This is a genomic window from Achromobacter colocynthidis (assembly GCF_057334535.1).
In genome coordinates, this window is sequence record NZ_JBHFIZ010000032.1 from 178,282 (window position 1) to 205,277 (window position 26,996).

The 26,996-nt window shown below is 65.2% G+C and carries 24 protein-coding genes; 21 read left to right on the forward strand and 3 right to left on the reverse strand.

Annotation, left to right across the window (positions count from 1 at the left end; all coding sequences use genetic code 11):
• Positions 1 to 163: 163 nt before the first annotated feature.
• The 4 genes from ACE04A_RS14990 to ACE04A_RS15005 all read left to right on the forward strand — a co-directional run bounded on the left by ACE04A_RS14990 (position 164) and on the right by ACE04A_RS15005 (position 3,872).
• Positions 164 to 1,195 carry a TRAP transporter substrate-binding protein gene (locus ACE04A_RS14990; protein ID WP_448717458.1) on the forward strand — a complete coding sequence of 344 codons (1,032 nt, stop codon included), beginning with the start codon at positions 164 to 166 and terminating at the stop codon, positions 1,193 to 1,195.
• A gap of 2 nt (positions 1,196 to 1,197) precedes the next feature.
• A complete protein-coding gene (locus ACE04A_RS14995; protein ID WP_279995592.1) occupies positions 1,198 to 1,869 on the forward strand; it encodes a hypothetical protein in 672 nt (223 codons plus the stop codon).
• A gap of 87 nt (positions 1,870 to 1,956) precedes the next feature.
• Entirely contained in the window at positions 1,957 to 2,223 is a 267-nt protein-coding gene (locus ACE04A_RS15000; protein ID WP_448717457.1) for a hypothetical protein, read from the forward strand.
• A 140-nt stretch (positions 2,224 to 2,363) separates the two neighbouring features.
• A complete protein-coding gene (locus ACE04A_RS15005) occupies positions 2,364 to 3,872 on the forward strand; it encodes a metal-dependent hydrolase family protein (RefSeq protein WP_448717456.1) in 1,509 nt (502 codons plus the stop codon).
• A gap of 472 nt (positions 3,873 to 4,344) precedes the next feature.
• Here the strand turns inward: ACE04A_RS15005 and ACE04A_RS15010 are convergent, their stop codons facing one another.
• Positions 4,345 to 5,172, reverse strand: coding sequence for an IclR family transcriptional regulator (locus ACE04A_RS15010; RefSeq protein WP_448717455.1), 828 nt, complete (start codon positions 5,170 to 5,172; stop codon positions 4,345 to 4,347).
• Between the two features lie 130 nt (positions 5,173 to 5,302).
• On the opposite strand from ACE04A_RS15010, the gene ACE04A_RS15015 reads away from it, so the two are divergent.
• From ACE04A_RS15015 to ACE04A_RS15025, 3 genes are all read left to right on the forward strand, one after another.
• Entirely contained in the window at positions 5,303 to 6,139 is an 837-nt protein-coding gene (locus ACE04A_RS15015) for an enoyl-CoA hydratase/isomerase family protein (RefSeq protein ID WP_448717454.1), read from the forward strand.
• Entirely contained in the window at positions 6,136 to 8,232 is a 2,097-nt protein-coding gene (locus ACE04A_RS15020; protein WP_485820258.1) for an acetate--CoA ligase family protein, read from the forward strand. Before ACE04A_RS15015 ends, ACE04A_RS15020 begins: the two co-directional genes overlap by 4 nt.
• 79 nt (positions 8,233 to 8,311) lie before the next feature.
• The gene (locus ACE04A_RS15025; protein WP_448717452.1) at positions 8,312 to 9,304 is read left to right on the forward strand and encodes a tripartite tricarboxylate transporter substrate binding protein; all 993 of its coding nucleotides are present in this window, start codon (positions 8,312 to 8,314) and stop codon (positions 9,302 to 9,304) included.
• Between the two features lie 103 nt (positions 9,305 to 9,407).
• On the opposite strand, the gene ACE04A_RS15030 is transcribed toward ACE04A_RS15025, so the two are convergent.
• Positions 9,408 to 10,112, reverse strand: a complete 705-nt coding sequence (locus tag ACE04A_RS15030) for a nucleotidyltransferase family protein (RefSeq protein ID WP_448717451.1) — start codon at positions 10,110 to 10,112, stop codon at positions 9,408 to 9,410.
• 173 nt (positions 10,113 to 10,285) lie between these two features.
• Here ACE04A_RS15030 and ACE04A_RS15035 point away from each other — a divergent pair, with 173 nt between their 5' ends.
• The 4 genes from ACE04A_RS15035 to paoC are packed head-to-tail and all read left to right on the forward strand — an operon-like array spanning position 10,286 to position 15,138.
• Complete coding sequence (locus ACE04A_RS15035) at positions 10,286 to 11,314, forward strand: XdhC family protein (protein WP_485820259.1); 1,029 nt, start codon at positions 10,286 to 10,288, stop codon at positions 11,312 to 11,314.
• A gap of 14 nt (positions 11,315 to 11,328) precedes the next feature.
• Positions 11,329 to 11,970, forward strand: a complete 642-nt coding sequence (gene paoA, locus ACE04A_RS15040) for an aldehyde dehydrogenase iron-sulfur subunit PaoA (RefSeq protein WP_448717449.1) — start codon at positions 11,329 to 11,331, stop codon at positions 11,968 to 11,970.
• Entirely contained in the window at positions 11,967 to 12,917 is a 951-nt protein-coding gene (locus ACE04A_RS15045) for an FAD binding domain-containing protein (protein WP_438858907.1), read from the forward strand. The genes paoA and ACE04A_RS15045 overlap by 4 nt, the downstream gene beginning before the upstream one ends.
• Positions 12,918 to 12,921: 4 nt before the next feature.
• Complete coding sequence (gene paoC, locus ACE04A_RS15050; RefSeq protein WP_485820260.1) at positions 12,922 to 15,138, forward strand: aldehyde oxidoreductase molybdenum-binding subunit PaoC; 2,217 nt, start codon at positions 12,922 to 12,924, stop codon at positions 15,136 to 15,138.
• Between the two features lie 31 nt (positions 15,139 to 15,169).
• Here the strand turns inward: paoC and ACE04A_RS15055 are convergent, their stop codons facing one another.
• Positions 15,170 to 15,973, reverse strand: a complete 804-nt coding sequence (locus ACE04A_RS15055; RefSeq protein WP_259245825.1) for an IclR family transcriptional regulator — start codon at positions 15,971 to 15,973, stop codon at positions 15,170 to 15,172.
• 209 nt (positions 15,974 to 16,182) lie between these two features.
• On the opposite strand from ACE04A_RS15055, the gene ACE04A_RS15060 reads away from it, so the two are divergent.
• The 10 genes from ACE04A_RS15060 to ACE04A_RS15105 all read left to right on the forward strand — a co-directional run bounded on the left by ACE04A_RS15060 (position 16,183) and on the right by ACE04A_RS15105 (position 26,976).
• Complete coding sequence (locus ACE04A_RS15060; RefSeq protein ID WP_448717446.1) at positions 16,183 to 16,509, forward strand: recombinase-like helix-turn-helix domain-containing protein; 327 nt, start codon at positions 16,183 to 16,185, stop codon at positions 16,507 to 16,509.
• Positions 16,510 to 16,570: 61 nt separating this feature from the next.
• Complete coding sequence (locus ACE04A_RS15065) at positions 16,571 to 17,605, forward strand: aromatic ring-hydroxylating dioxygenase subunit alpha (RefSeq protein WP_485820261.1); 1,035 nt, start codon at positions 16,571 to 16,573, stop codon at positions 17,603 to 17,605.
• Positions 17,598 to 18,380: an SDR family oxidoreductase gene (locus ACE04A_RS15070; RefSeq protein WP_448717444.1), complete on the forward strand. Its 783-nt coding sequence runs from the start codon at positions 17,598 to 17,600 to the stop codon at positions 18,378 to 18,380. The genes ACE04A_RS15065 and ACE04A_RS15070 overlap by 8 nt, the downstream gene beginning before the upstream one ends.
• A gap of 27 nt (positions 18,381 to 18,407) precedes the next feature.
• Positions 18,408 to 19,199: an SDR family oxidoreductase gene (locus tag ACE04A_RS15075; protein ID WP_485820262.1), complete on the forward strand. Its 792-nt coding sequence runs from the start codon at positions 18,408 to 18,410 to the stop codon at positions 19,197 to 19,199.
• On the forward strand, positions 19,192 to 20,862 hold the full coding sequence (locus ACE04A_RS15080) for a thiamine pyrophosphate-binding protein (protein WP_448717441.1): 1,671 nt from the start codon (positions 19,192 to 19,194) through the stop codon (positions 20,860 to 20,862). Before ACE04A_RS15075 ends, ACE04A_RS15080 begins: the two co-directional genes overlap by 8 nt.
• A gap of 28 nt (positions 20,863 to 20,890) precedes the next feature.
• Entirely contained in the window at positions 20,891 to 22,396 is a 1,506-nt protein-coding gene (locus ACE04A_RS15085; RefSeq protein WP_448717439.1) for an aldehyde dehydrogenase, read from the forward strand.
• A gap of 2 nt (positions 22,397 to 22,398) precedes the next feature.
• A complete protein-coding gene (locus tag ACE04A_RS15090) occupies positions 22,399 to 23,367 on the forward strand; it encodes a VOC family protein (RefSeq protein WP_448717437.1) in 969 nt (322 codons plus the stop codon).
• Positions 23,368 to 23,422: 55 nt separating this feature from the next.
• Positions 23,423 to 24,373 (forward strand): PDR/VanB family oxidoreductase, encoded by a 951-nt coding sequence (locus tag ACE04A_RS15095; RefSeq protein ID WP_448717436.1) that lies wholly within the window; start codon positions 23,423 to 23,425, stop codon positions 24,371 to 24,373.
• A 54-nt stretch (positions 24,374 to 24,427) separates the two neighbouring features.
• Positions 24,428 to 25,597 carry a porin gene (locus ACE04A_RS15100; RefSeq protein ID WP_485820263.1) on the forward strand — a complete coding sequence of 390 codons (1,170 nt, stop codon included), beginning with the start codon at positions 24,428 to 24,430 and terminating at the stop codon, positions 25,595 to 25,597.
• 77 nt (positions 25,598 to 25,674) lie between these two features.
• A complete protein-coding gene (locus ACE04A_RS15105) occupies positions 25,675 to 26,976 on the forward strand; it encodes an MFS transporter (RefSeq protein WP_448717434.1) in 1,302 nt (433 codons plus the stop codon).
• Positions 26,977 to 26,996 lie beyond the last annotated feature (20 nt).

Consider the following 26,996-nt stretch of genomic DNA (forward strand, 5'->3'; position numbering starts at 1 on the left):
GCTTGCTCCCAGAGGTTTGCCGCACTGAAATTCAAATTTTGAATTCGGCCAAATTTTGAACGGCATTCAAAATTATGCCCTATGCTCGCAGCCGAATAACCCGCAACTGAATATCCCGCAACTGAATACCCGTTACCCACATCAACAACTAAAGGGGTTTGTGATGGAGACCAGGAAACCGTTGTTCCGCTTTGCCGTAACCGCCGCCGCGTCGCTGCTGGCGTGTCTGTCGTTGAGCGCCACCGTGGCCGCGCAGGAGATCAAGGCACGCACCTTGAAATTCGCATTCAGCCTGGCGCAGGACCATCCGCTGGGCCAGGGCGCGCAGAAATTCGCGGACCTGGTCGCCGAGAAAAGCGGCGGCAAGATGAAGGTGTCGATCTACGCGAACGCCGTGCTGGGCGGAGACCCGCAGAACCTGTCGGCCGTGCGGGGCGGCACGCTGGACTTCACCTCGATGGCGACGGGCCTGCTGGCCGGCATCGACAAGCGCTTCATGGTGTTCGACCTGCCATTCCTGTTCAACGATGCAAGCGAAGCCTATGCAGTGTCCGATGGCCCCGTGGCCCAGCGCCTGCTGGGCGGGCTGGCCGACCATGGCTTGATTGGGCTGGGCATCTGGGATCTGGGCTTTCGCAACATGACCAACAGCAAGCGCCCGATTGCCACGGTGCAGGACTTTCAAGGCCTGAAGATCCGCGTGATAGCGGCGCCGGTGTATATCGACATGTTCAAGACCCTGGGCGCCAATCCGGTTCCCATGACCTTTGGCGAGGTCTACGGCGCGCTGGAATCCAAGGCGATCGATGGGCAGGACAACCCCGTTGGCGTCATTCAATCCGCCAAGTTCGCCGAGGTGCAAAAGTACCTGTCGCTGACGCGCCATATCTACACCGGCATGCCCTTTCTGATGAGCAAGAAGACGTGGGACGGCATGTCGCAGGCGGAACGCCAGATCATCCTGGACGCCGCCGCCGAGGCCAAGGCGCAGGAACGCAAGATCTCGCAAGCGAAGGAAGCCGTGGCCATCGACGACTTGAAGAAGATGATGCAAGTTAACGGGCTGACCCCGGAACAGGTCAGCCAACTGCGCGCAGCGGTCAAACCCGTGGTGGAAAAATTCGCGGGCGAAATCGGGCCTGATGTGATGCAGCAAGTGACGACCGAACTGGCCACTCTGCGGGCCAAGCGCTGATCATGGCGCTTCTGGGAAAAGCCGCCATTGCGATGTGGTGGGACATGGCGCCGGCCTGGCGTTCGGAGTTCGAGGACTGGCACTCGCACGAGCACTTCCCGGAGCGCATGAGCGTGCCGGGGTTTCTGCGCGGGTCTCGTTGGGTCAGCGCGCATGGTGGGGAAGGGTTCTTCGTCATGTACGAGCTGGACGCCTACGAGACGCTGAGTTCTCCCGCCTACCTGGACAGGCTCAATCGCCCCACGCCCTGGTCCACCAAGCTGATGCCGCAGCACCGCAACATGATCCGCAGCCAATGCAAGGTGCTGGATAGCACCGGGGGCGGCTTGGCGCGGTATGCGCTGACCATCCGCTTGTCGCCGCGCCCAGGCAGGCAAGACGAATTGAGGGCGTACTTGAAGGCGCATGCGGCCCTGGCCTGTTCGCGCCCGGGCCTGTCCGGCGCCCACTTGCTCATGACGCAGACGCCGCCCCTCTCCGCAACCACCGAGCAAGCGATACGAGGCGGGATGGACCGGGTTGCGGATTGGATCTATGTCGTTCACGGCTACGAAATCCATCCCGTGGCGCTCTGCGAGGGCGAAGTGCTCAACGCCGAGGAACTGCGCGACATGGGGGACATGGCTGCCGCGTGGTCGGATATCTATTGTTTGTCCCACACCTTGGAGTCATAGGGGCAATTTGGAACAACTTTCCTCGCGGGAGCTTGCTATAAAGGGGGCTACCGCAGCGATTCAAGGATGAGGAAAATGTTGATTCAAATGCTGGGCCGCCCCGCTGTGGCTGCTGTGGCGCTCGCGCTTGCCACGCTTGTTTCCGGTTGTTCATCGATACTTCCCGGTTCATCAAAACCCGACCCGGCCTCCGCCGCCGCGTCCGAACGCGTGGTCAGCGACAACTGCAAATTCTTGCGCAGCCGCTGCATTCATGAAGGCTCTTACGATGCCGGCGAACGAGACTATGCCGAGCTGGAAGCACGGCGCTTGAATCAGGCGGAACTGCAACGATTGCGCCGCATGGCGCAGTAAGCGGCAAGGCCATAAGGGCATCGCACCACGCCTTCCTATTTCGCTTCGTATATCGGCCGCTGGCATCGTGTCGCCACGCTTCTGTTTATTGAGTAGCATCGGACCATCTTTGGCCAGGCACTCAATGTCAGGAGAACTCGATGGCCCGTTCCACCGCAGTCCAGCGCGTCACTTCCCAGACCTATCTATTCAGCCGCAGACGCCCCTGCCATTGCGGCAGCGTGGCGTGCCGCTTGATCTACCAGCGCGTGATGGCGGATATGTCGCGTCGCAAGTTCCTGGGCGGCGTGGCGGCCATGGCGATGCCCTTCATGGGCACGCGCGCCGCGACCGCAGCGACCGCAGCGACCGATATCTTCCGCCATCCCGCCACGCCTGATCGCCCCTTGCTGCTGACCAACCTGCGCCTGTTCGATGGCTCGGGCAAGGCGGTGCAAGCGGGCGTGCAGGTGTTGATCAAGGGCAACGTGATTACCGACTTGCCGGCCGCTGGCGTATCCGTTGCCGATGCGCAGATCATCGACTGCCAGGGCAAGCTGGTCATGCCCGGGCTGATCGACGTGCATTGGCATTCCATGCTGGCCGCCATTGCGCAAACCACCGCAATGACGGCCGACCTGGGTTACCTGTACATCGCGGCCGCCGAAGAAGCCGAGCGCACGCTGATGCGCGGCTTTACCGCCATTCGCGATGCAGGCGGCCCCGCGTTCGCCTTGAAGCGCGCCATCGACGAAGGCATGGTGCCCGGGCCGCGCATCTACCCCAGCGGCGCCATGATTTCCCAAACCGCGGGGCATGGTGATTTCCGCTTGCGCAGCGAAGTGCCGCGCGCGGCCAATGCGCCGCTGAGCCTGGTGGAAAGCGTGGGCGTCGCGATGATCGCCGACGGTGCCGACGAAGTCTTGCGCCGGGTGCGCGAACAACTGATGTTGGGCGCATCGCAGATCAAGGTCATGGCGGGCGGCGGCGTCGCGTCGCTTTACGATCCCTTGGACAGCACACAGTTTTCCGAGGTTGAACTGCGCGCCGCGGTCGACGCAGCGGCGGATTGGAACACCTATGTGATGGCGCATGTCTACACGCCCAAAGGCATCCAGCGCACGATCAAGTCCGGCGTCAAATGCATTGAACACGGCCAACTGGCGGATGACGCCAGCGTGCGCATGATGCGTGACGAGGGGGTGTGGTGGAGCCTGCAACCGTTTTTGCAGGACGAAGACGCCAACTCCTATCCGGATGCCGAACGGCGCGCAAGCCAGCAGCGTGTTTCAGAAGGCACGGTCAACGCGTATGAGCTTGCGCAGAAATACGGCATCAAGACGGGCTGGGGCACGGACATTTTGTTCAACGCCAAGAACACGCCCAGCCAAGGGCGGCAACTGGCCAAGCTGGTGCGCTTTTACGACCCGCTGACGCTGCTTGCCCAAGCCACAGGCGTTAACGGCGAACTGCTGGGGCTGTCCGGTGAACGCAACCCGTATCCGCGCGCGCTGGGTCGCATCGTGCCGGGGGCGCTGGCCGATATTCTGGTGGCCGATGGAGACCCCTCACGCAACCTGGATTTTTTGGGCGACCCGGCCAACAATCTGCGGCTGATCATGAAAGACGGAAAGGTCTATAAAAATACTCTGGGCGCGGCAGCGGGCTAATCGGTTTTATTAAGATGCATTATCTCTGCATATTATCTTTCCGCATTTATTGCAGAATAAATTGAAATAGTTAATGGGTTAGATACTTTCTGTCTGGTTTGATTGCCTTTCTTAAAGACCGGGGACGCATCACTCTCTACACTGCGCCGTTCCTGTAGAGGTGTAAATCCGGAATGCTGAATAGGGCAGTGCTTGTGCATGTGGCTTCGTTACTGGTGCTCTGGCCATCGCAAAAAATACGAGAAGAAATAATCTGCGTGGAATATCCCATCCATTCGCGAATAATCGTGCTGATCAGAAAAGACGTTTTCCTGAAATGGAATATTCCGGGTCCTGGTGTGCCTGAGGGCGGCTGTACCGACGAACCATTACCCAGCATCCGCCGCATCAAAGCCGTTACCGGCGTCCGGGGTTGATCGACCCGGAGTTGATCAAGCCGGGTTTGATCTAGCCGAGTTTGATCAAGCATCCGCTAGCCAGCCGGCGCACGGCGTTCCAGCTCATGAACGATCATATTTTTCAACGCCAGCAGCGCCGCGCCATGCTGCCTTTCCACCGTTGATGCCGCATCGTCGGTAATCAGGCTCAGGTTCAAGGCCAGCGTTTGCCCACCAGGCACGGCCAAGGGCGTGGACATGGCGACGACCCCCGGTTGCCACGACGCCAGGCAAAGCCCCGTCGCGGCTACTTTCTCAATGGCTTTGTTGATCTCGGCGCTTATCGGTTTCCATGACGCGCTGCGATAGCCCTGCATTATTTCCTCAAGCAGCGCCTGCCGCGTCCTGGCGTCCAGCGTGGCCAGATAGGCTCGGCCCAATGACGTCAGTTCAATCGGAACACGCTGGCCCGCCACGATGGTGCGCAACGAGGGCTTGCGGTTATAGCGGATGGATTCCAGATAAACCATTTCCGTGCGGTCCGCGCTGGCCAGACCGATATTGACCTTGAGCTTGTTGGACACGTCCTGCATGAACGGCGTGGCCGCTTTCAAGACGGGCGAGGCGGCGCGCATCGCGTGTCCCAGGCTGAGCACGGGCGCGGCCAGCCGATAGGCGCGCGCACCCCGTTCATATTCCAGAAAACCGCTGGTGACCAAGGTTTGCGTCAAGCGGCTGACGGTTGCCGCCGATAAGCCGGTGCGTTCGGCAAGCTCGCCATTGCCCAGCAGGTCGGTGCCCGGTTTGAACGCCCGCAGGATGTCCAGGCCACGGGCCAGCGAACGGTTCTGGCTGACGCCATCGAAGCGTTGCGAGGGGTTGGCCGAAATATTGGCCGTTGAGTCGGGTATCCGGGTTGCCATCTGCAATTCCATCTAGTGGAAATAGGTGAGTGTTTTCGCCAACTGTAGCGCCTACCGTGTCGATATCGCCAGCCAAGAAAAACCCGATACCGGGACTGGCTGGTCCATCGACCAGGACGGAGCAAGCAAGATGGCGGACTACGAATTCATCAAACTGCAATTGGACGGCGGGGTGGCGACGCTGACGCTGAACCGGCCCGAAAAGCGCAACGCGATCAGCGACGCCATGCGCGCCGAATTGATCCACGCGCTGGAGGCCGTAAGCGCCGACCGTGGCACGAAGGCATTGGTGTTGACCGGCGAAGGCAAGGGCTTTTGCGCGGGCGGCGACATCTCGGGCATGCAGCGCCGCATGGACGCACCCTCGGGCGAGGTCGCCTTCAACGGCTGGTCGCGGCAGCAGCGCGTGCACCACGCGGTCAGCCTGCTGTATCGCATGCCCAAGCCCACCATCGCGGCCGTCAACGGCGCGGCCGCCGGGTTGGGCGCGGACACGGCCCTTAGCTGCGACTTCATCATGGCCTCGGAAGCCGCGTCATTCACCTGGAGCTACATTGCGCGCGGGTTGATACCGGATGGCGGCGGCATGTATTTTCTGCCGCGTCGCGTGGGGCTGGCTCGCGCCAAGGACCTGATCTATTCCGGCCGCAAAGTGCTGGCGGATGAAGCCTTGGCCTTGGGGATCGCCGACCGCCTGGCACCGGCCGGGGACGAGGTGCGCGCGGCCCAGGCTTGGGCGGCCGAACTGGCGCAAGGCTCGGCCACGGCGCTGGCGCTCAGCAAGTCGATTCTGGACCAGAGTTCCGAGTTGACGGCGGACCAGGTGTTCGCGATGGGCAGCCAGGCGCAGGGCATTTGCTACACCAGCACCGAACACCGCGAGTCGGTGGCGGCGTTTCTGGCGAAGATGGCCGAGGCCAAGACGGGCCGGGCCAATACGGCCAAGGCCCCGGGAGAAGGCCAATGAACGGCCTGCAAAAGCTGCTGCGGCCGCGCAGCGTGGCGGTGGTGGGGGCGTCGGCGGACCCGGCCAAGACCTCGGGCCGGCCCGTGGCCTATTTGCAGAAGCACGGCTTCCAGGGCCGCATCTATCCCGTCAATCCCAAGGCGTCCGAGATTGCCGGGCTGCGTTGCTACCCCGATGTGCGCGCCTTGCCGGAAGCGCCGGACGTGGCCATCGTGCTGCTCAGCGCCCAGCACACGCAGCAAGCCGTGCGAGACCTGGCCGAGATCGGCACGGGCGCCGCCATCGTGCTGGCCAGCGGCTATGCCGAAACCGGGGACGAGGGCGCGCACCGTCAGCGCGAACTGCGTGACGCGGCGGGCAGCATGCGCATCCTGGGCCCCAACACGATAGGCCTCGTCAACCTGACGGACCGCATCACGCTATCGGCCAGCGGCGCGTTGGAACTGGACGATCTGCACGCCGGCGCGGTCGGCCTGGTGTCGCAAAGCGGCGGCATCCTGGGTGCGCTGCTGTCGCGCGCGGCGGCGCGTGGCATCGGCTTGTCCAAGCTGATCTCCACCAGCAACGAGGTCGACCTGGACCTGGCCGATTTTGTGGACGCGCTGGCGGACGACCCCGCCACGCGCGTCATCGCGCTGTATGTGGAAAGCATCCGCAACCCCAAGACCTTCCGCGCCGCCGCGCGCAAGGCCGCCGCGGCGGGCAAGCCGATCGTGGCGTTCAAGATCGGCCGCTCGGCATCCGGCGCGCAGGCCGCCGCGTCGCACACGGGTGCGCTGGCGGGCGCCGACGCCATGTACGACGCGCTGTTCGACGACGTGGGCATCATCCGCGCGCAGACGTTTGCAGACCTGCTGGACATTGCCGCCGCGCTGGCCAGCGAACGCAAGCTGGGCGGCCAGCGCGTCGCGGTGCTGACCTCAACGGGCGGAGCGGGCACGCTGGTGGCTGACAGCCTGGGCGTGGCGGGCTTTGAACTGCCCGCGCCCGACGCGCGCACCGGCGCCGCCTTGCGGGCGCTGCAAACGGGCGACCACGCCGCGCTGGACCGCAACCCCATCGACGTGACCCTGGCCGGCTTGCAGCCGGACCTGCTGCGCAACGCCATCCGCATCGTGCTGGAAAGCGATCAATACGATGCGCTGGTGGTGGTGGTGGGTTCGTCAGGCGTGGCGCAGCCTGAACTGATGGCCAACGCGCTGCGCGATTCTCTTGCGCTGAGCAGCAAGCCCTTGATGGCCTTCATCAGCCCACACGCGCCGCGCGCGGCCGAAGTGCTTAGCCACTACGGCATCCCCGCGTTCCCTGCGCCCGAGAGCATCGGCGCGGCGCTCTCGGCCATGTGGCGCGTGCAGGAGGACAAGGAACGTACTGTGCCGGCGCACGTGCCATCCAAGGCGACCGACCCGATCCCCTGCGCGGAGCGGGGCTCGTTGGACGAGGCCCAGGCCAAGGCGCTGTTCGCCCGGTTCGGCATTCCCGGCGTACGCGAAATCACCGTCACGTCCGACGCGCAGGCAACAAGCGCCGCCGACACCTTGGGGCCGCGCGTCGTGCTCAAGCTGCTGTCGCGCGACATCACCCACAAAAGCGATGTGGGCGGCGTGGCGGTCAACGTGGCGCCCGAAGACATCGCAGAGCGCCTGCGGCAGATGACGCAAGACGTGCAGCGGCACACCGGGCAGTCGCCCCAGGCCTTCCTGGTGCAAGAGATGGTGACGGGCGCCGCCGAGGTCATCGTCGGCCTGCACCACGACACGGTCGGTACGGCGGTGCTGCTGGGCATGGGCGGGGTGGTGGCCGAGCTGGTGCGCGACACGACCTTGCTGCTGCTGCCGGAAGATGGCGCGGCCTTGACGGAAGACGCGGTGCTTGCCGCCTTGCAACGCCTGAAGACCTGGCCCTTGCTGGACGGCTATCGCGGTCGCCCCAAAGCCGATGTGCCCGCGTTGATTCAGGCGGTGCTGGCGTTCGCGCGCATGGCCACCGCCTTGCAAGCGCAGTTGATCGAAGCCGAGATCAACCCCTTGTTCGTCAAGCCCTTGGGGCAGGGCGTCTGCGCGGCCGATGGCGTTGTGGTGTTGAAGAACTGACCGGGCACGGCCATCCGGCCGCCCATTTTTTGCAGAGGCGCCGCATCAGATCGGCGCAAGACAATATCAGGAGACAAGAATGAAGACCCAGCAATTTGCATGGCTTTCCGCCAAGGCCCTGGCGGCCACCGCGCTGACGATGGCTAGCCTTTGCGCACCGCAGGCGCACGCGGCGTTTCCGGATCGGCCGCTGCGCATCGTGGTGCCGTTCACCCCGGGTGGCGGCACCGACATCGTCGCGCGTCAGCTCGCCAAGGGCTTGACCGATGAGCTAGGCGAGTCGGTCATCGTGGAAAACCGGCCGGGCGGCAGCACCATCATCGGCACGGAAAACGTGGCCAAGAGCCCGCCCGATGGCTACTCGCTGTTGATGGCGACGTTCGCGCATGCGGTCAACCCGGCCATCCACAAGAAACTGCCCTACGATACCGAGGCCGCGTTCGCGCCGGTGGCGATGATCGGCAAGTCGCCCAATGTGCTGGTCGTGTCGCCCAAGTCCCCATTCAAAAGCGTGCAGGACCTCTTGACCTACGCGCGCGCCCATCCGGGCAAGCTGACGTTCGGTTCCTACGGCAACGGCACGTCGGCGCACCTGGCGGGGGAATTGTTCAAGAGCCTGGGCAAGGTCGACATCCTGCACGTGCCGTACAAGGGCGCGGGGCCGGCCATCAATGACCTGATAGGCGGGCAGATCGACATGATCTTCTCAACCTCGGCCAGCGTCAGTGGCCAGATCAAGAACGGGCAACTGCGCGCGCTGGCGGTCACGACCAAAGACCGTTCGCCCGCGTATCCCGATGTGCCCAGCGTTGCGGAAGCGGGCGAAGCTGGTTACTTCGTGGATAGCTGGTACGGCGTCTTCGTGCCGCAGGGCACGCCGCAGGCGGTCATCGACCAGCTCAACGCGGCGATCAAGAAGGTGTCGGGCAAAGCAGATTTCCAGGCGGCGCTGGAGCTGGAAGGGCTGGTCGCCGACGTGGGAACACCGGCTGCGTTGGGTGAATACGTGCAGCAAGAGGAGACGCGCTGGACCAAGATCATCCGTGACGCGGGGATTGCGGATAAGCCGTAAAGGTCGACATTACAGACGCTATCTAGGACGCGATGGAGGACGCTGTGAAGGATGCGATGAAGGACGCTGCAAGGCGTGCCTGACATGCAATCCAAGCCGCGCGTCAAGGCTTGGAGACCAAGTCCCCCGGCGCGTCCACATCCGCCAGCACGCCCGGGTCGTCAACCACCAATTCATGAACAGGATGGCGCATCAGCACGCTGCGCGCTCCCACATCGCCCGCTAGCACGGCAAGCTCCGGCCACAGGTCGCGAGCGAACGCAACCGGATGCCCACGGCGGCCCTGCCACGTGGGCGCCACGATGCGGTGCCGGCGTGTTGCGGCAGCCACCTGCAAACAGGTGTCGGCGCGCAACCACGGCATGTCGGCCAAGGCGATCAGGCAGGCGGACTCGGAAAGGTGGTCCAGGGCGTGCACGTCTTGCACCGCTTGCACCCCTTGCTCCGCTTGCTCCCCTTGTTTCTCTTGCATCAAGTGGCGCGCGGCCGTGGCCAAGCTGTCGCCCATGCCGTTTGCCTCAGCCTGCACCACCACGATTTCGCAACCCTCCGATTCCAGCAAGGCCCGCAGCGCCGTTTGGTCTGCGCGTAGCACCGCAATGGTGCGCGCCGTGGCTTGCCGCAGGGCACGGGCGCATGCCACGGCAACGGGTGTGCCATCGCCCAGCAGTACCAACAGCTTGTCCTGGCCCGGCGCGGCGGCGGCATAGCGCCGCCCGTGGCCCGCCGCCAGCAGCACGCCCACGCAGAGGGGCAAGGCAGTGGAAGGGGGCAGTGAAGGGGGGCTGTCGAGTGCGGGGCTGGGCATGGGACTTGCTGGGTTTGCGCCTTGGCGGGTTGGTGTATTGAAGCATCGATGCACCAGCGCATCGGCGCACCGGCCCGTTGGTGAGTATTGCTCATCAGAGTATGCGGATTTTGCCTCTTTTCTTGTCGGGTGGCGCGCTGCTACAGTGATTTTGATATCCGGAGGGCATCACTATGGAAAGCCTGGATTTGCAGGTTTTAGCCGCAATCGAGAGCTGGCGCCATCAGGGCCACCGATTCATCCTGGCCACGGTTGCCAACACCTGGGGCGCCTCGCCACGACCGCGCGGATCCTGGCTGGCAGTGCGGGACGACGGGCGCATAGCCGGGTCGGTATCGGGCGGCTGTATTGAAGACGACCTGATCGACAAGATGCGGCGCGGCGAGCTCTGGCAGCCACGCGCTTACGCCCTGACCTACGGCGCCACCCGCGACGAAGCGTTGAACTTCGGCCTGCCCTGTGGCGGCATTCTGGAATTGCTCATCGAACCCGACCCAGACGTCGCGCTGCTGCAAGGTTTGGCAGAACACTTGGGCAAGGGTGAATTGGTCAAAAGAACTCTTAGCCTGGATGCCGGCGTGGTCACCTTGGCGCCTGCCCAGCCGGGCGATCAATTCCACTGGGACGGCAAAACGCTGACCACGCTGCACGGGCCGCAATGGCGTCTGTTGCTGGTGGGCGCGGGCGACATCGCGCGCTACATCGCGCCCATGGCGATGGCGCTGGGCTTTGAAGTCATTGTGTGCGACCCGCGCGAGGAATACGCCGCGTCGTGGAATGTGCCGGGCACGCGGCTGCTGACGACGATGCCCGACGACACCGTCACGGCCATCACGCCGGATATCCGCACGGCGATCATTGTGCTGGCGCATGACCCCAAGCTGGACGATATGGCGCTGCTGGAAGCGCTGCCGTCGCAAGCCTTCTTCGTGGGCGCGCTGGGTTCGCGGCGCACCAACGAGCAGCGCCGCAAGCGACTGCTTGAACATTTTGGTTTTACCCACGCGCAGGGGGCGCGCCTGCGCGGGCCGGTGGGCCTGCCCATCGGCAGCCGCACCCCGCCGGAAATCGCGGTATCCATCCTGGCCGAGTTGACGCAAGAGCGCATCCGCCACACCACCCCGCCCAGCCCCCATTCGCTACAGGAATGCGGATTGCTGGCCGATGACCTGGAGCGCGGCGTGGTCCGCGTTGCCGACTAGACAAAGAGGCTGCCTTGGAAAATTCGCTTGCCATCAAGATCACCCGGCGCAACCTGCTCAAGGCAGGCGCCGTTTCTGCCACCGCGATGGCTACGCCATCGATGACGGTCGCCCAGCAGGCCACGCAGGCCGGCATGCAAGCCATGTCGGCCACGGTGACCTTGCGTGTCAATGGCGCGGCGCGCGAGGTGTCACTGGACATGCGCACGACGCTGCTGGACGCGCTGCGCGAACACCTGTACCTGACCGGCACCAAGAAAGGTTGCGACCACGGCCAGTGCGGCGCCTGTACGGTGATGCTGGACGGGCGGCGCGTCAATTCCTGTTTGACGCTGGCTGTCATGCATGACGGGGCCGAGATCACCACCATCGAAGGGCTGGGCACGCCCACTGCGCTGCACCCGCTGCAGGCCGCCTTCGTCAAGCATGACGGCTACCAGTGCGGCTACTGTACGCCCGGTCAGATCTGTTCGGCGGTGGCCATGCTGGAAGAGGTATCGCAAGGCGTGCCCAGCCACGTCAGCGCCAGCCTGACCGAGCGCCCGCTCTTGAGCGCGGAGGAAATCCGCGAACGCATGAGCGGCAATATCTGCCGCTGCGGCGCGTATTCGAACATCGTCGATGCCATCACCGAGGTGGCGGGGAGCAAAGCATGAGGCCCTTTACCTACGAGCGCGCCCGCACCCCCGCCGAAGCCGCCGCCAGCGCCGCCCAGGTGCGCGGCGCACGCTTCATTGCGGGCGGCACGAACCTGCTGGACCTGATGAAACTGGAAGTGGAAACCCCCACGCATCTGATCGACGTGAACGGCTTGGGCCTGGACCAGATTTCAGAAACGCCGGACGGCGGCTTGCGCGTGGGCAGCCTGGTGCGCAACACCGACCTGGCTGCGGACGAGCGCGTGCGGCGCGATTACGCGGTGCTGTCGCGCGCCATTTTGGCGGGCGCTTCCGGGCAGATCCGCAACCGCGCCACCACCGCCGGCAATCTGCTGCAGCGCACGCGCTGCCCGTACTTCTACGACACCAACATGCCCTGTAATAAGCGCGCGCCCGGCACCGGCTGTTCGGCCATGGGCGGCGTGACGCGCCAGTTGGCCGTGATCGGCGCCAGCGAGGCCTGTATTGCCACGCACCCCAGCGACATGGCGGTGGCCATGCGCCTGTTGGATGCGCAGGTGGAAACCGTGCGCCCCGACGGCGCCACCCGCGTGATTCCAATCGCGGATTTTTACCGGCTGCCCGGCGACACGCCGCACATCGACAGCAACCTGGAACCCGGTGAACTCATCACTGCCGTGAACTTGCCCAAGCCGGTGGGCGGCGTCCATGTGTACCGCAAGGTGCGCGACCGCGCGTCGTTCGCCTTCGCGCTGGTGTCCGTTGCCGTCGTGGTGCAGGAAGACGGCAGCGGCCGTGTGGCGATGGGCGGCGTGGCCCCACAGCCGTGGCGCGTGGACGCAGCCGACGCCGCGATGCCGCAAGGCGCCCGCGCGGTGGCCGACCGTCTGCTGGCTGACGCGCGACCCACCGAAGACAACGCGTTCAAGCTGACGCTGGCGGCAAGAACCCTGAGTGCAGTGCTGGCGCAAGCGAGGGCCTGACGCGATGAAATTCGATACTCCCGCCACCCAAAATCCCATCGATCAATTAAAGGTCGTGGGCCATGCCGTTGACCGCATCGACGGCCCCTTGAAGACCACGGGCAAGGCGCCCTACGCCTATGAACAGCATGACGCCGCGCCGCAGGCCGCGGTGGGCTATGTGCTGGGCGCGGCCATTGCGAAGGGCCGCATCAGCAGCATGGACATCGAGGCCGCGCGTCGCGCGCCCGGCGTGCTGGCGGTGGTTACCGCGCAAAACGCCGGCAAGCTGGGCAAGGGCAAGATGAACACCGCCGTGTTGTTGGGCGGGCCTGACATCCAGCACTATCACCAGGCCATCGCACTGGTCGTGGCTGAAAACCTGGAGCAGGCGCGCGCCGCCAGCCGCTTGATCCGCGTGCAGTATGAACGTGCGCTCGGCGCGTTCGACCTGGCGGCGGAAAAGGAATCGGGCGGCAAGGCCGGCAAAAACGACGGCAAGAAAAACCCGCGCGAAGACCGCGTCGGCGATTTCGAAAGCGCCTTTGCACAAGCCCCAGTGAAGATCGACCACCTCTACACCACGCCGGATCAATCCCACTGCATGATGGAACCGCATGCGTCCATGGCGGCATGGGAGGGCGATTCGCTGACCTTGTGGACGTCGAATCAGATGATCGACTGGGGGCGCAGCGACGTGGCCCGCACACTGGGCATCCCGCGCGAAAAAGTGCGGCTGATCTCGCCCTACATTGGCGGCGGCTTTGGCGGCAAGCTGTTCGTGCGGGCGGACGCCTTGCTGGCGGCGTTGGGCGCTCGCGCGGCGCGGCGGCCCGTGAAGGTGGCGTTGCAGCGACCCCTGATCGCCAACAACACCACGCACCGTCCGGCGACGATCCAGCGGGTGCGCATCGGCACCACCCAAGACGGCAAGATCACGGCCATCGGCCATGAAAGCTGGTCAGGCGATTTGCCCGGCGGCGGTCCCGAAGAAGCCGTGCAGCAGACGCGCCTGCTCTATGCCGGCGCCAACCGGCTGACCGCGCTGAACCTGATAGAACTGGACCTGCCCGAAGGCAACGCGATGCGTGCCCCGGGCGAAGCGCCGGGCCTGATGGTGCTGGAGATCGCAGTGGACGAAATGGCCGAGGCCGCAGGCGTGGACCCGGTGGAATTTCGCGTGCGCAACGATACGCAGGTGGACCCCGCCAAGCCCGAGCGCCCGTTCTCGCAACGGCACCTGATTGAATGCCTGCGCGTGGGGGCGGACCACTTCGGGTGGGCTGACCGCAGCGCGCGGCCGGGCACGCGGCGAGAAGGGCGCTGGCTGGTGGGCATGGGCGTGGCGGCGGCGTTTCGCAATAACCTGGTGATGAAATCGGCCGCGCGCGTGCGTCTGGACGCAGCCGGCCAGGTCATCGTGGAAACCGACATGACCGACATCGGCACCGGCAGCTACACCGTCATCGCGCAGACCGCCGCGGAAATGCTGGGCGTGCCGCTGGCCAAAGTCATCGTGCGGCTGGGGGATTCCTCGTTCCCCGTGTCGGCGGGGTCGGGCGGCCAGTGGGGCGCCAACAGTTCCACGGCCGGCGTGTACGCGGCCTGCGACAAGCTGCGCACCGCCATCCTGCAACGGCTGGGGTTTGCGAGCGACGGCGCGATGTTCGCGGACGGCTCGGTCACCGACGCCAGCGGCCGCACTGCCACGCTGCGCGATGCGGCGGCGGGCGGCGAGCTGGTGGCTGAAGACGTGCTGGAATTTGGCGACCTGGACAAGAAGTTCCAGCAGTCCACGTTTGGCGCGCACTTTGTCGAAGTGGCGGTGGACGCCGCCACCGGCGAAACACGCATCCGCCGCATGTTGGCCGTGTGCGCGGCCGGGCGCATTCTGAACCCCAAGACCGCGCGCAGCCAGGTGATAGGCGCCATGACGATGGGCGTGGGCGCGGCGCTGATGGAGGAATTGGCGGTGGACGATCGCGTGGGCTATTTCGTGAACCACGACCTGGCCAGCTACGAGGTCCCCGTGCATGCCGACATCCCCAGTCAGGAAGTCATATTCCTGGACGAAACCGACCCGATCTCGTCGCCGATGAAGGCCAAGGGGGTAGGGGAATTGGGCCTGTGCGGCGTGGGCGCGGCCATCGCCAACGCGGTCTACAACGCCACCGGCGTGCGGGTGCGCGACTACCCCATCACGCTGGACAAGCTGCTGCCCGGGCTGCCGGACCTGGCTTGATCCAAACCGGTCCGTAACGCTTGCGCGCCGCTCAGCCCGGCGCGTGATCCAGCAAACCCGACAAGGCCGCCGCGCTTTGCCGCACGGCGGCCACGATGGCGTCCTGGTCCAGGCTGCCGCTTTCCAACTGTGCGGCGGGAATCGTCACGCCGATGGCGGCGGCAATGCGGCCGCTCTGGTCGCGCACGGGCGCGACCACGCTCGCGATGGCGGCTTCGAAGAACCCGGTGTCTTGCACATACCCCCGCGCGGCGTCCTGCCGCAGCATCTCATGCAGTGCTTCCACCGTGGCCGGCGTGCGCGGAGTAAAGCCCTGGAGCGGTGTCTCCGGATACAGGGCGCGCAGTTCGTCCAGCGTCAGGTCACAGAGCAGCGCGCGTCCCAATGACGTGGAATGCGCAGGCAGGCGCGTGCCCACGTACACCGTGCTGACAAAGGGCGTGGGCGCGGAAGACTTAGCCACCACCACCACCGACTGGCCGTCTCGCACCACCAGGTTGGATGGCAGGCCTGTGGCATCGCGCAGCTTCTCCAGCAGCGGGCCGCCCAGCTCGGTCAGTTCCAGCGACGCCAGATACTCGAAGCCCAGTCGCAACACGCCCATGTCCAGCCGGTACGCGGAGCCCGATTCCACCTTGCGCACGAAGCCCATGCGTTCCAGCGTGGTCAAGAGACGAAACACGGTGGAACGCGGAATCGACAGGCGACGGGCCAGCTCGGGCGCCGTCAACGTTCTGTCGTTTCTGCTGAACTCGCAAAGCAGCAGCAGGCCGCGCTCCAACGCGGGAACGGCATAGCGGTCGGACGGGGTCTCGCTGGTGTCGAGGTCGGTCAATTCGTGCTCCAGGGCGGTAATCCAAAAATTGGCGACGACAGAGTACCGCAGCTCATGCGCAAACGGGGCCGACTCGTACTTGTCTGAAATGCAGCGCGTCTAGGGATATCCCGGATGCCGGGTCTGGCATTGGTGGCGATAATTTGTCCGTATAGAAAACGTTGTTTTATATATGAGACAAAATGACGTTATTGTCATCGGAGAACGCCATGTCATTACCCCTGCGGTCCGCCGCTGTGCCGTCCTTCAATCCGCACCTGAAGCCCTGGGCGCCGCCGGATATCGAGCATGCCGCCGGCAAGGGCGAGATCGAGCGCCCGGGCGCCGCGCCGAACCTGCTATGGCAAACCCGCGCCCTGGAACCGACCGCTTACGAAAACGCACTGGGCGACGCGCTGGAAGCGGCCTTCGACGATGGCGCCGAGACGCCCGCGGACGTGGTCGCAAGCCTGAATGCCCAGGCCCTGCGCGCGCCGGACGGCGAGCCCTGGACTGAAGCAGGCTTTCTGGACGAAATGCGCCGGCTTGGCGCTTGAACTTACTTCGCGGCCAGGACTCGATCCGCCGCCATCCCTCCTATTTAAGGGGTTGTTGACCATGACATCGCAACAGATAGAAAACCGCCTGAATCAGGGCCTGCGCAATTACTGGTATCCGGTCGCCGCGCAATGGGCCGTGGGCGGCGCGCCGCTCGGCATCACGCGCCTGGGCCAGAACATCGTGTTGTGGCGCGATACGCAAGGCAACGTCCACGCGCTGGAAGACCGCTGCCCGCACCGTGGCGCACGCCTGTCCATGGGCTGGAACCTGGGCGACCGCGTCGCGTGCTGGTATCACGGCGTGGAAGTGGGGGGCGATGGCCAGGTCAAAAGCGTGCCGGCCGTCAGCCAGTGCCCGCTGGAAGGCCGTAGCTGTGTGAAGTCCTACCCCGTGCGCGTCGCGGCGGGGGCGGTATTCCTGTGGTTCGGCCAGGGGCCGGCGCCGGCGCTCAGCCTGCCGGACGAACTGGACTGCCCCGAGCACGCGCACTTTCTGTGTACCGCGCAATGGGCCTGCAACTACCGCTATGCCATCGACAACGTCATGGACCCGATGCACGGCGCTTACCTGCACGCGGCGTCGCATTCGATGGCCGAGGGCGACAAACAGGCGCAGATGGCCATCCGTGAAACCGACACGGGCCTGATCTTCGAAAAGAGCAATCAGTCGGGCGTGAACTTCGATTGGGTCGAGTTCGGCGAAACCGATTCGATGTGGCTGCGCCTGTCCATCCCCTACAAGAAGCGATTCGGCCCAGGCGGCGAGTTTGGCATCGTGGGCTACGCCACCCCCGTGGACGAGGATCACTGCCAGATCTTCTTCTGGCGCACGCGGCGCGTGCAGGGTTGGCAGCGCGACGTGTGGCGCTTTCTGTACCGCAATCGGCTTGAAGGCCTGCATTGGGAAGTGCTGGAGCAAGACCGCGTTGTGCTGGAAAGCATGGCGCCGGATGCGCGCAAGCACGAGACGCTTTATCAGCATGACGTCGGCATCACGCGCGTGCGGCGCATCCTGCAGCGGCGCGCCGAGGCCGAAGTGCAGGCGGAAGTGCAGGCTGAAAGCCCGGCCAATGTGCAGGCCGCACATGTCTGAGGCCAACATTCACAGCTTGCCCGCGCTCTCGTTGGACGGCCGCCGCATTCTGGTGACGGGCGCGGCGCGCGGGCTGGGCCTGGCCTTTACGGAATATCTGGCGCAAGCCGGCGCGCAGATTGCGATGGTCGACGTATTGGGCCGGGAACTGGACCAGCAGGTCACCCGCCTGCGCAACGCCGGCCTGCGCGTGGATGCCTTCCTGGCGGATCTGCGCGACCCCGACTCCTGCCTGCGCTGCGCCCATGACGCGGTGCGCGCGCTGGGCGGCTTGGACGGCCTGGTGAACAACGCATCCATCACCCATTCCGGCGGACGCCTGGCCGAAGAGCTGGACGTGGCGCTGTGGGACAGCGTGATGGAAGTCAATGTGCGCGGCACCTGGTTGATGACCACGGCCTGCCTGCCCGCGTTGCGCGCCAGCGGCCAGGGCAGCATCGTCAACATTGCGTCCGACACGGCGCTGTGGGGCGCGCCCAAGCTGTTGGCCTACGTGGCCAGCAAGGGGGCGTTGATCAGCATGAGCCGCTCTCTGGCGCGCGAACTGGGCGCGGACAACATCACGGTCAACACGATCGCCCCGGGCCTGACGCGCGTGGAAGCCACCGACTACGTGCCGGCCGCGCGCCATGAGCTCTACCGCAACCAGCGCGCCATTGCACGAGACCAGGTGCCCGCTGACTTGTGCGGCACGGTGGCCTTTTGCCTGTCGGACCTGTCGCGCTTCATGACCGGGCAACTGCTGGCCGTGAACGGCGGCATGGTGATGCACTGACCCCAAGCAGAACAGGTGGAACAACTTATGTGGCAGTTGAAAAACAAAGTGGCGGTGGTGACGGGCGGCTCTTCGGGCATTGGCCTGGCAACCGTGCGGCGCCTGCTGGACGCGGGCGCCGCTGTCGCCTTCTGCGGGCGCGACGCGCAACGCCTGGCCGACGCGCGCGCGCAACTGATGGCGCAATGGCCCGACGCACAGTTGCTGGCCGCGCAATGCGATGTGCTGGACCCGACACAAATGACTGCTTTCGCGGCTCAGGTCCAGGCGCGGTGGGGACCCGCCAGCGTGCTCATCAATAACGCCGGCCAGGGCAGGGTATCCACCTTCGCCACCACCGACGACGGCGCCTGGCACGAAGAACTGCGCTTGAAGTTCTTCTCGGTCATCCACCCCACGCGCGCCTTTTTATCGCAGTTGAAGGCAGCGCCCGCGCCCGCCATCGTCTGCGTGAATTCTTTGCTGGCGGTGCAGCCCGAACCGCACATGGTGGCCACGTCGGCCGCGCGTGCCGGGGTGCACAATCTGGTCCGTTCCCTGGCGACCGAATTCGCGCCTTATGGCATCCGCGTCAACGCGGTGCTGTTGGGCCTGGTGGATTCCGGCCAATGGCGCCGCCGCTTCGACGCGCGCGACGACAAGTCCTTGGACTGGGCGGCATGGACCGCCCAATTGGCGGCTGACAAGGGCATTCCCCTTGCGCGCCTGGGCGACCCGGTTGAAGCCGCCAACGCAATCTGTTTCCTGGCCTCGCCCTTGGCGGCATACACCACCGGCGGCCATATCGATGTTTCTGGAGGATTGTCCCGTCATGCCTGAAGTGCCCCGTATCACCGTCGGCCACGCCATTGCCGCCTTTCTTGAACAATGCGAAATCAAAGCCGCGTTCGGCGTCATCTCTATTCACAACATGCCCATCCTGGACGCCCTGGGCGAACGCGGCAACATCCGCTTCGTGCCGGCACGTGGCGAAGCGGGGGCCACCAATATGGCCGACGCCTATGCGCGCACCACGGGTGGGCTGGGTGTGTGCCTGACCAGCACCGGCACCGCGGCCGGCAATGCGGCGGGCGCGCTCGTTGAAGCCTGGACAGCAGGCACGCCGCTGCTGCACCTGACCGGACAGATCGAAACGCCATTCCTGGATCGGGGCATGTCCTACATCCACGAAGCACCCGATCAGTTGTCGATGCTAAGGTCCATATCCAAGGCGGCGTTTCGCGTGCGCAGCGCCGACACGGCGCTAAGCGTCATCCGCCACGCCGTGCAAGTGGCCATGAGCGCGCCGCGCGGCCCCGTCAGCGTCGAGATTCCCATCGATATCCAGTCGGCGCTGATTCCCGTGCCGCAAGATCTGCAAGCGCTGCCGGTCGCGCCCGTGACGCCCAACGCCGACGCGCTGGACCGTCTGGCCGACGACTTGGCCCAGGCGCGCCGGCCGATGCTGTGGTTGGGGGGCGGGGCGCGGGGCGCGGCCAAGGCGGTGAAGCGCCTGCGCAGCATGGGCTTCGGCGTCGTCACCAGCACCCAAGGCCGTGGCGTGCTGCCCGAGGACGATGCCGGCACGCTGGGCGCCTTCAACCTGCAAGCGCCCGTCGAGGCTTTCTATCAGACCTGCGATGCCATGCTGGTGGTGGGCTCGCGCCTGCGCGGCAATGAAACGCTGCAATACCGGCTGAACCTGCCGCGCGCCCTTTACCGCATCGACGCCGACCCTGCCGCCGATGGCCGCTGCTATGCCAATGCGCGCTTCGTGCATGGCGACGCCGCGCTGGCGCTGGAAGGCTTGGCCGACCGCCTGGAAGGCCGCATGCGCGTGCAAGACGGCTTCTTGTCAGATCTACAAACGGCGCGCTCGCAATCCAGCGCGGCACTGCGCGAAGGGTTGGGCGCCTACGGTGAATTGGTTGACAGCTTGCAACGCCACCTGGGCCGCGACTTCAACTGGGTACGCGACGTCACCGTGTCCAACAGCACCTGGGGTAACCGCTACCTGCGCGTTTTCGACCCCTTGGCCGGCGTGCACGCGCTGGGCGGCGGCATCGGCCAGGGTCTTGCCATGGGCATCGGCGCGGCGGTCGGCGCGGCCGCCACGGGCTCGGGCAAGAAAACGTTCTGCCTGTCGGGCGATGGCGGCTTCATCCTGAACCTGGGTGAACTGGCCACCGCCGTGCAAGAGCGGGCCGACGTGGTGTTCGTGCTGATGAACGACCGTGGCTACGGCGTCATCAAGAACATCCAGGACAGCCAGTACGGCGGCCGTCGCCACTACGTGGACCTGCATACGCCCGACTATGCCGCCCTGGCGGCGTCCTTGGCGCTGCGGCACGTGCGCGTGTCGCGCGTGGCGGACATGGATGCGGCGCTGGCGACCGCCGCGCGCGAAGCGGGGCCGTGCTTGATCGAAGTCGACATGCTGTCCATCGGCGCATTCAAAACCGTCTTCGCCGGCCCGCCGGTCAAGACGCCGGAGGTGGCGTGATGCGCAAGCGCATAACTGGAACCCAGCCATGACAGACAAGAACATCCTGGACATCTGCGTCGGTGGCATCTGGCGCGCCGGGCGGGGCGAGGCGTACGCCAGCCTGTACCCAGCCACCGGGCAAGCCATCGCACACTTGCGCGCTGCCAACCTGGACGATGTCGACGAAGCGGTAAGCGCCGCCGACCATGCCTTCCGCCACAGCGGCTGGGCACAAAAACATCCGCACGAGCGCGCGCAGGTGCTGTACCGCGTGGCGCAGATCATTCGTGATCGCGCGGAAGAACTGGCGCAAACGCAGCGCCTGGATAACGGCAAGCCCATCACCGAAACGCGCGCCCTGGTCGCCAGCGCCGCGGCCACGTTCCAGTTCTACGCGGCGGCATGCGAGACGCTGGAAGACTGCCTGACGCCGATGCGCGGCGACTGCCTGACGATGAGCGTGCACGAACCCATGGGCGTCATCGCCGCGATCACGCCATGGAATTCCCCCATCGCCAGCGAGGCGCAGAAGCTGGCGCCCGCGCTGGCGGCGGGCAACGCCGTCATCATCAAGCCGGCCGAGATTACGCCCCTGATGGCGCTGGAGCTGGCCGCCATCTGCGTACAGGCGGGCGTGCCGGCCGGCATGGTCAGCGTGCTGCCGGGCAAGGGGTCGGTACTGGGCGACGCCCTGGTGCGGCATCCGCTGGTCAAGCGCGTGTCGTTCACGGGCGGCACCGGCACGGGTAAACAGATTGCCCGTCTTGCCGCCGACAAGATGATGCCGGTGTCGATGGAACTGGGCGGCAAGTCACCCACCATGGTGCTGGCCGACGCCGACATCGAGCATGCCGTCAACGGCGTGCTGTACGGCATCTTCAGTTCGTCCGGCGAGTCCTGCATTGCGGGGTCGCGCCTGTTTGTGGCGCGTTCGCGGTACGCGGAATTCCTGGACCGGTTGGCAAGCGCCGCCCAACGCCTGCGCGTGGGCGACCCGGCGGACCCGGCCACGCAGATGGGCCCGCTGATCAGCGAGGCGCACCGCGCAACGGTAGAACGCTACGTGGCGCTGGCCTTAAGCGAAGGCGGCACGATCCGCACCGGCGGCAAGCGCCCCGAGGGCAGCGGCGTTGACCAGGGCTATTTCTACACGCCGACCATCATCGAAAACCTGGGCAACAGCAGCCGCACCTGCCAGGAAGAGATCTTCGGTCCGGTGCTGGTTGCCATGCCGTTCGACGATGAGGACGCGCTGATCGAGCAGGCCAACGACAGCGTCTATGCGCTTGCCGCGGGCATCTGGACTCGTGACTACAAGAAGGCCTGGCGCATCGGGCGGCAGGTGCAGGCGGGCACCGTCTGGATCAACACCTACAAGCAGTTTTCGATTTCGACGCCGTTCGGCGGTTGGCGCGACAGCGGGCTGGGCCGCGAGAAGGGCAGGCTGGGCATCCAACAGTACATGGATCAGAAGAGCATTTACTGGGGAATGAACGCGCAGCCCTTGCCTTGGGCGGATCACGGAAGCGGGCCTGATGAAGGGCAGAGATGAACATGGACCAAAAAATCGTCGGAATCGACCAGATCACCTACAGCGCCGATGACCTGGACGCTTGCCGCGCATTCTTTACCGACTGGGGGCTAGCCCTGCGGGAAGCGTCGCCGTCGCGCCTGGCGTTCGACACCTTGAATGGTTGCCGCGTCGTGGTCTGCGCGCCGTCGGCGGACTTGCCGCCCGCGATCGAACCCGGGCCGACGCTGCGTGAAGTCGTGTGGGGCGTGGGGTCGGACGCGATGCTGGCCACGCTGGCGGAACGCCTCAAGCATGCCCCCGGCTACAGCAGCGGCCCGGACGGGGTGGCGTGCACGGACCCCAACGGCATGGCCATCCGTTTTGCACGCACGCGCCGGCAGCCGGTGCAGCTTGAGTGCGGGGCGATGAACACCTGGGCCAGCAAGCCGCGCGTGAACCAGGCGGCGCCCATCTACGAGCGTGCCAGCCCGATCAACATCGGCCATGTCGTGTTCTTCGTAAGCGACGTGGAAGCCACCGCGCGCTTCTACACCGAGCATTGCGGCTTTGTCGTGTCCGACAGTTATCCCCGGCGCGGCATGTTCCTGCGTTGCGACGCCAGCGGCGGGCACCACGACCTGTTTCTGTTGCAGCCGCCGCAACCGCGCGCAGGGCTGAACCATGTGGCCTTCACGGTGCGCGATATCCATGAAGTCTTTGGTGGCGGACTGCATATGGCGCGTTGTGGTTGGGATACCCAGCTGGGTCCCGGCCGGCATCCCGTGTCGTCCGCGTACTTCTGGTACTTCAAGAACCCCGCGGGCGGACTCATCGAGTACTACGCCGACGAAGACCACCTGGACGAACGCTGGCAGCCCCGCGAATTTGAACCCGGCCCGACCGTGTTCGCCGAATGGGCGATAGACGGCGGGCTGGACGGCAATACCCGGCGCCAGAAGAACGCGGAAAGCGCGGGCGGCAAGTTCCTGACGGACCGGTCCGCCGACTAGCCATCACCCCATCGTCCGTCACCTTGATGCCGATCTGACCTGGAAGCGTTGCCCGATGTCCACTCCTGTACCCATACCCGTTCGCGTGCAGTGCATGCGGGTCGAAGCGCGTCACATCCTGAGCCTGGAGCTGGCGGCGCAGGATGGCGAGGCCTTGCCAGCCTTCACGCCCGGCGCGCATATCGACCTGCACCTGGCGCACGGCATCAAGCGCAGCTACTCGATTTGCAGTTCGCCCGAGCAGCGCAAGCGCTATGTGGTGGGCGTGCTGCATGACCGCAACAGCCGGGGCGGCTCGGCCTACATCCATCAGCAATTGCGGCCCGGGCAGCAGTTGCTGATCGATCCGCCCCGTAATCACTTTGAACTGGAGCCATCGGCCGAGCAGTCCGTGCTGATCGCCGGCGGCATCGGCATCACGCCCATTCTCTGCATGCTTCTAGACCTGCTGCGCCAGGGCAAACACGTCGAATTGTTCTACGCCGCGCGGTCACGCGCCGAAGCGGCTTTTCTTGCGTGCCTGCCAGCCGGGGTTCGAACGCATCTGCATTTCGACGAAGACCATGGCGGCGCGCCGAACCTGCACCGTTTTCTGGCCGCCATGCCAGCATCGGCCCATTTCTATTGCTGCGGCCCGAGGCCGATGATCGACGCCTTCGAAGCGGCGGCCGGTCTACTGAACCTGCCGCATTGCCACGTCGAACGCTTTGGCGCGAAAGACGCCGCGCCAGCCACGGGCGGGGCGTACCAGGTGAGGCTGGCCAGGACGGGCAAGACGCTTGAGGTGGCGTCGGGCGCCGCGTTGCTGGACTGCCTGCTGGAGGCGGGCGTGGACGTACCCCATAGCTGTCGCGAGGGCGTGTGCGGCAGTTGCGAAACGCGCGTGCTCAGCGGCACGCCCGAGCATCGAGATTCCGTATTAAGCCAAAGCGAACAGGCCGCCAACCGCTGCATGATGGTTTGCGTGTCGGGGTGCCTGAGCGGGGAGCTTGTGTTGGATTTGTAGCGCTTCATCGATATCAGTTCATAACAACCCGCCACGCGGGGATAGGGGAGAGACATGAAAGCGATCAATCGGCGTCAGCCGTCATGGCGCATCGCGGCAGTCAGAAAGGCAAGGGTGTCTGCCAGGGGGGCCGCGTGCTTGGGTTTGGGCTTGAGCCTGGGCGCCACGGCGTCGGCCCCCGCCGCGGCAAGCAACCTCCACCTGTACGGCAGCCTGACCCAAGGTGTGAGCTATGTCAGCAACATTGCGGGCGGCAGCTCGGCGCGGATCGACCCGGGCACCATGCAACCAGACCGCTTCGGGCTGCGCGGCTCCGAAAACCTGGGGGATGGGCTGCGAGCCAACTTCCTGCTGGAAAGCGGCTTTTCCACGCAGACCGGTTCGTCCATCGTGCCGGGCGTGCTGTTCAACCGCAATGCCTGGGTCGGGTTGAGCGACGGCTGGGGTAGCGTTCAGCTGGGCCATCAGCCGGGCTTCATGTTTGACGTCATCGGCAAGTACAGCAACGGTTTTCAACTGACCAATTTTTTCTTGTTCCATCCTGGCAACCTCGACAATCTGGCCAACACGTTCCAGGCGGACAACGCCATCAAGCTGATGAGTCCGGCTGCGCGCCCCTGGCAAGTGGGGGCGCTGTATGGGTTCGCGTCGATGGCCCCCAAGGAAGGGGCGCGCAGCACCACCACACTCAGCGCCTTCACGCGCTATCAGGAAGAGGGCTTCTCGGGCGCGCTGGCCTTCACCCTGGTCAAGGACCGCGCGCACGTGGACCTGCCGCGCCGCACCGGCGTGGCGCGGCTGTTCGGGCAGACCTTGACGTCGGGCCTGCCCATCGTGCTGGACCGCCAGCGCATCTGGGGGGCGGGCGCCGGCTATCGCTTCGACAGCCTGCCGTTGCGCGTGAACGCCACCTACACCGGTGTGCAACTGGAATATCGGGGGCGCGACGAAGCCATGCGCAACGCCGACCTGGGCGCCGCCTGGACCTATCGGCCCAGCAAGGTGCTGAACCTGGGCTATTCGCGCAGCGCGTTCGCGGGGGGCCATTGGGACCTGTTCAGCCTGAGCCACGTGCACCAGTTCTCAAAGCGCACCGAGTGGTTCGCGCTGGCCGTGTACCAGCGCGCCGGTAGCGGCCTGGCGCATGCGGCGATCAATGGCGTGGGGGTGTCTTCCACGCGCAATCAGACGGTGCTGACCAGCGGCATCCATCACTCCTTCTAAAGCGGGCAGGGCGGGGGCCGGGCGCTGCACGCGCCGGCTTCCGCTCGGCCTGAATTCCCGACATCTCCGAGGTCACCATGCAAACCACTTCCAATCGATGGTTGGGCGTAGTCGCGATCTTCCTGATCGTGACCATCTCTTATGTGGACCGGATCAACCTGTCCGTCTTGATCACGCAAGCAGACTTTCTGAAGCAGATAGGCCTGACCGCCGTCGACAAAGGCGCGCAAGGCATGCTGGCAACCGTATTCATGGTGGGCTACGGCCTGTCGTCCATCATTCTGACGCCATTCTGCGTGGCGATGCTGGGCGTGCGGCGTAGTCTGATCTACGGCTTGTGCCTGTGGGGTGTCATCACGATGACCTCGCCGCTGTATCAAAGCTACGGGCTGCTGCTGTTCTCGCGCCTGATGCTGGGCCTGTCCGAAGGGCCCCTGTTTGCCCTGGCGTCGTGCTACATCAAGGCCAGGTTCGACGGCCATGAGAACGGCAAACCCAATTCGCTGGTCAATAGCGGCACGGGCATGGGCTTTGCGTTGGGTTACCCCTTTGTGGCGATGCTGGTGCTGCATCTGGACTGGCAGGCCTCGTTCTATGTGCTGGGCCTGGTCAACCTGCTGGTCGGCATTCCCGTGGTGTTGCTGTGCATTCATATGCCCGTGGGCAGCGAGCCGCAACGCGGCGCCACCAGGCTGTCGCTGCGCGAGGTGTTGGGGCGGCGTGTCCCTGCCATGGTGCGCGGCGCGATGCAGACGCGCCACGTGATCCTGATCACGGTGCTGACGTCCAGCTTCCTGGCCTATATGTGGGGCGTGGGCAACTGGCTGCCCGGCTACCTGAAAGAAGCACGCGGCTTTGACCTGCGCGCCATGGGCTGGCTGGCGTCGATGCCGCAATGGTCCACCATCGCGGCGGTGCTGTTGGGCGGGCTGCTCATCGACCGCATCAGCCGCGAGCGGGTGCCGCTGATTTTCGTGGGCGGCAGCCTGGGCGTGGTGTTGGCGGTGGCGCTGGCGCTCGTGGTCGACGATCGCTATCACGCCATTTATTGTCTGACCGCGGCGGGATTTTTCTGGGGTCTGCAAAGCCCGGCCATCCCTAGCACCATGCAGTTCTATGCGCGGCCGGAACACATCGGCAGCGCTTTTGGCGTGGTGAACGGCGTGGGCAGCATCGTGGGCGGGATGATGCCGGCGATGATGGGCGCGGCCATATCGATGTCGGCCAGCCAAAGCACGTCGGGGTCGGCCGCATACTCGGCGGGCTTTTATCTCTTGGTGGGATCGCAGTTGATGACCCTGGCGTGCGGCCTGTTGCTGTGGTTGCGTGTGCGCCCGCAGGCCGGGGTAAGGGCAGTGCCGGCAGGGGGGCTCAACTAGTCTGAATCCGACATGTGCTT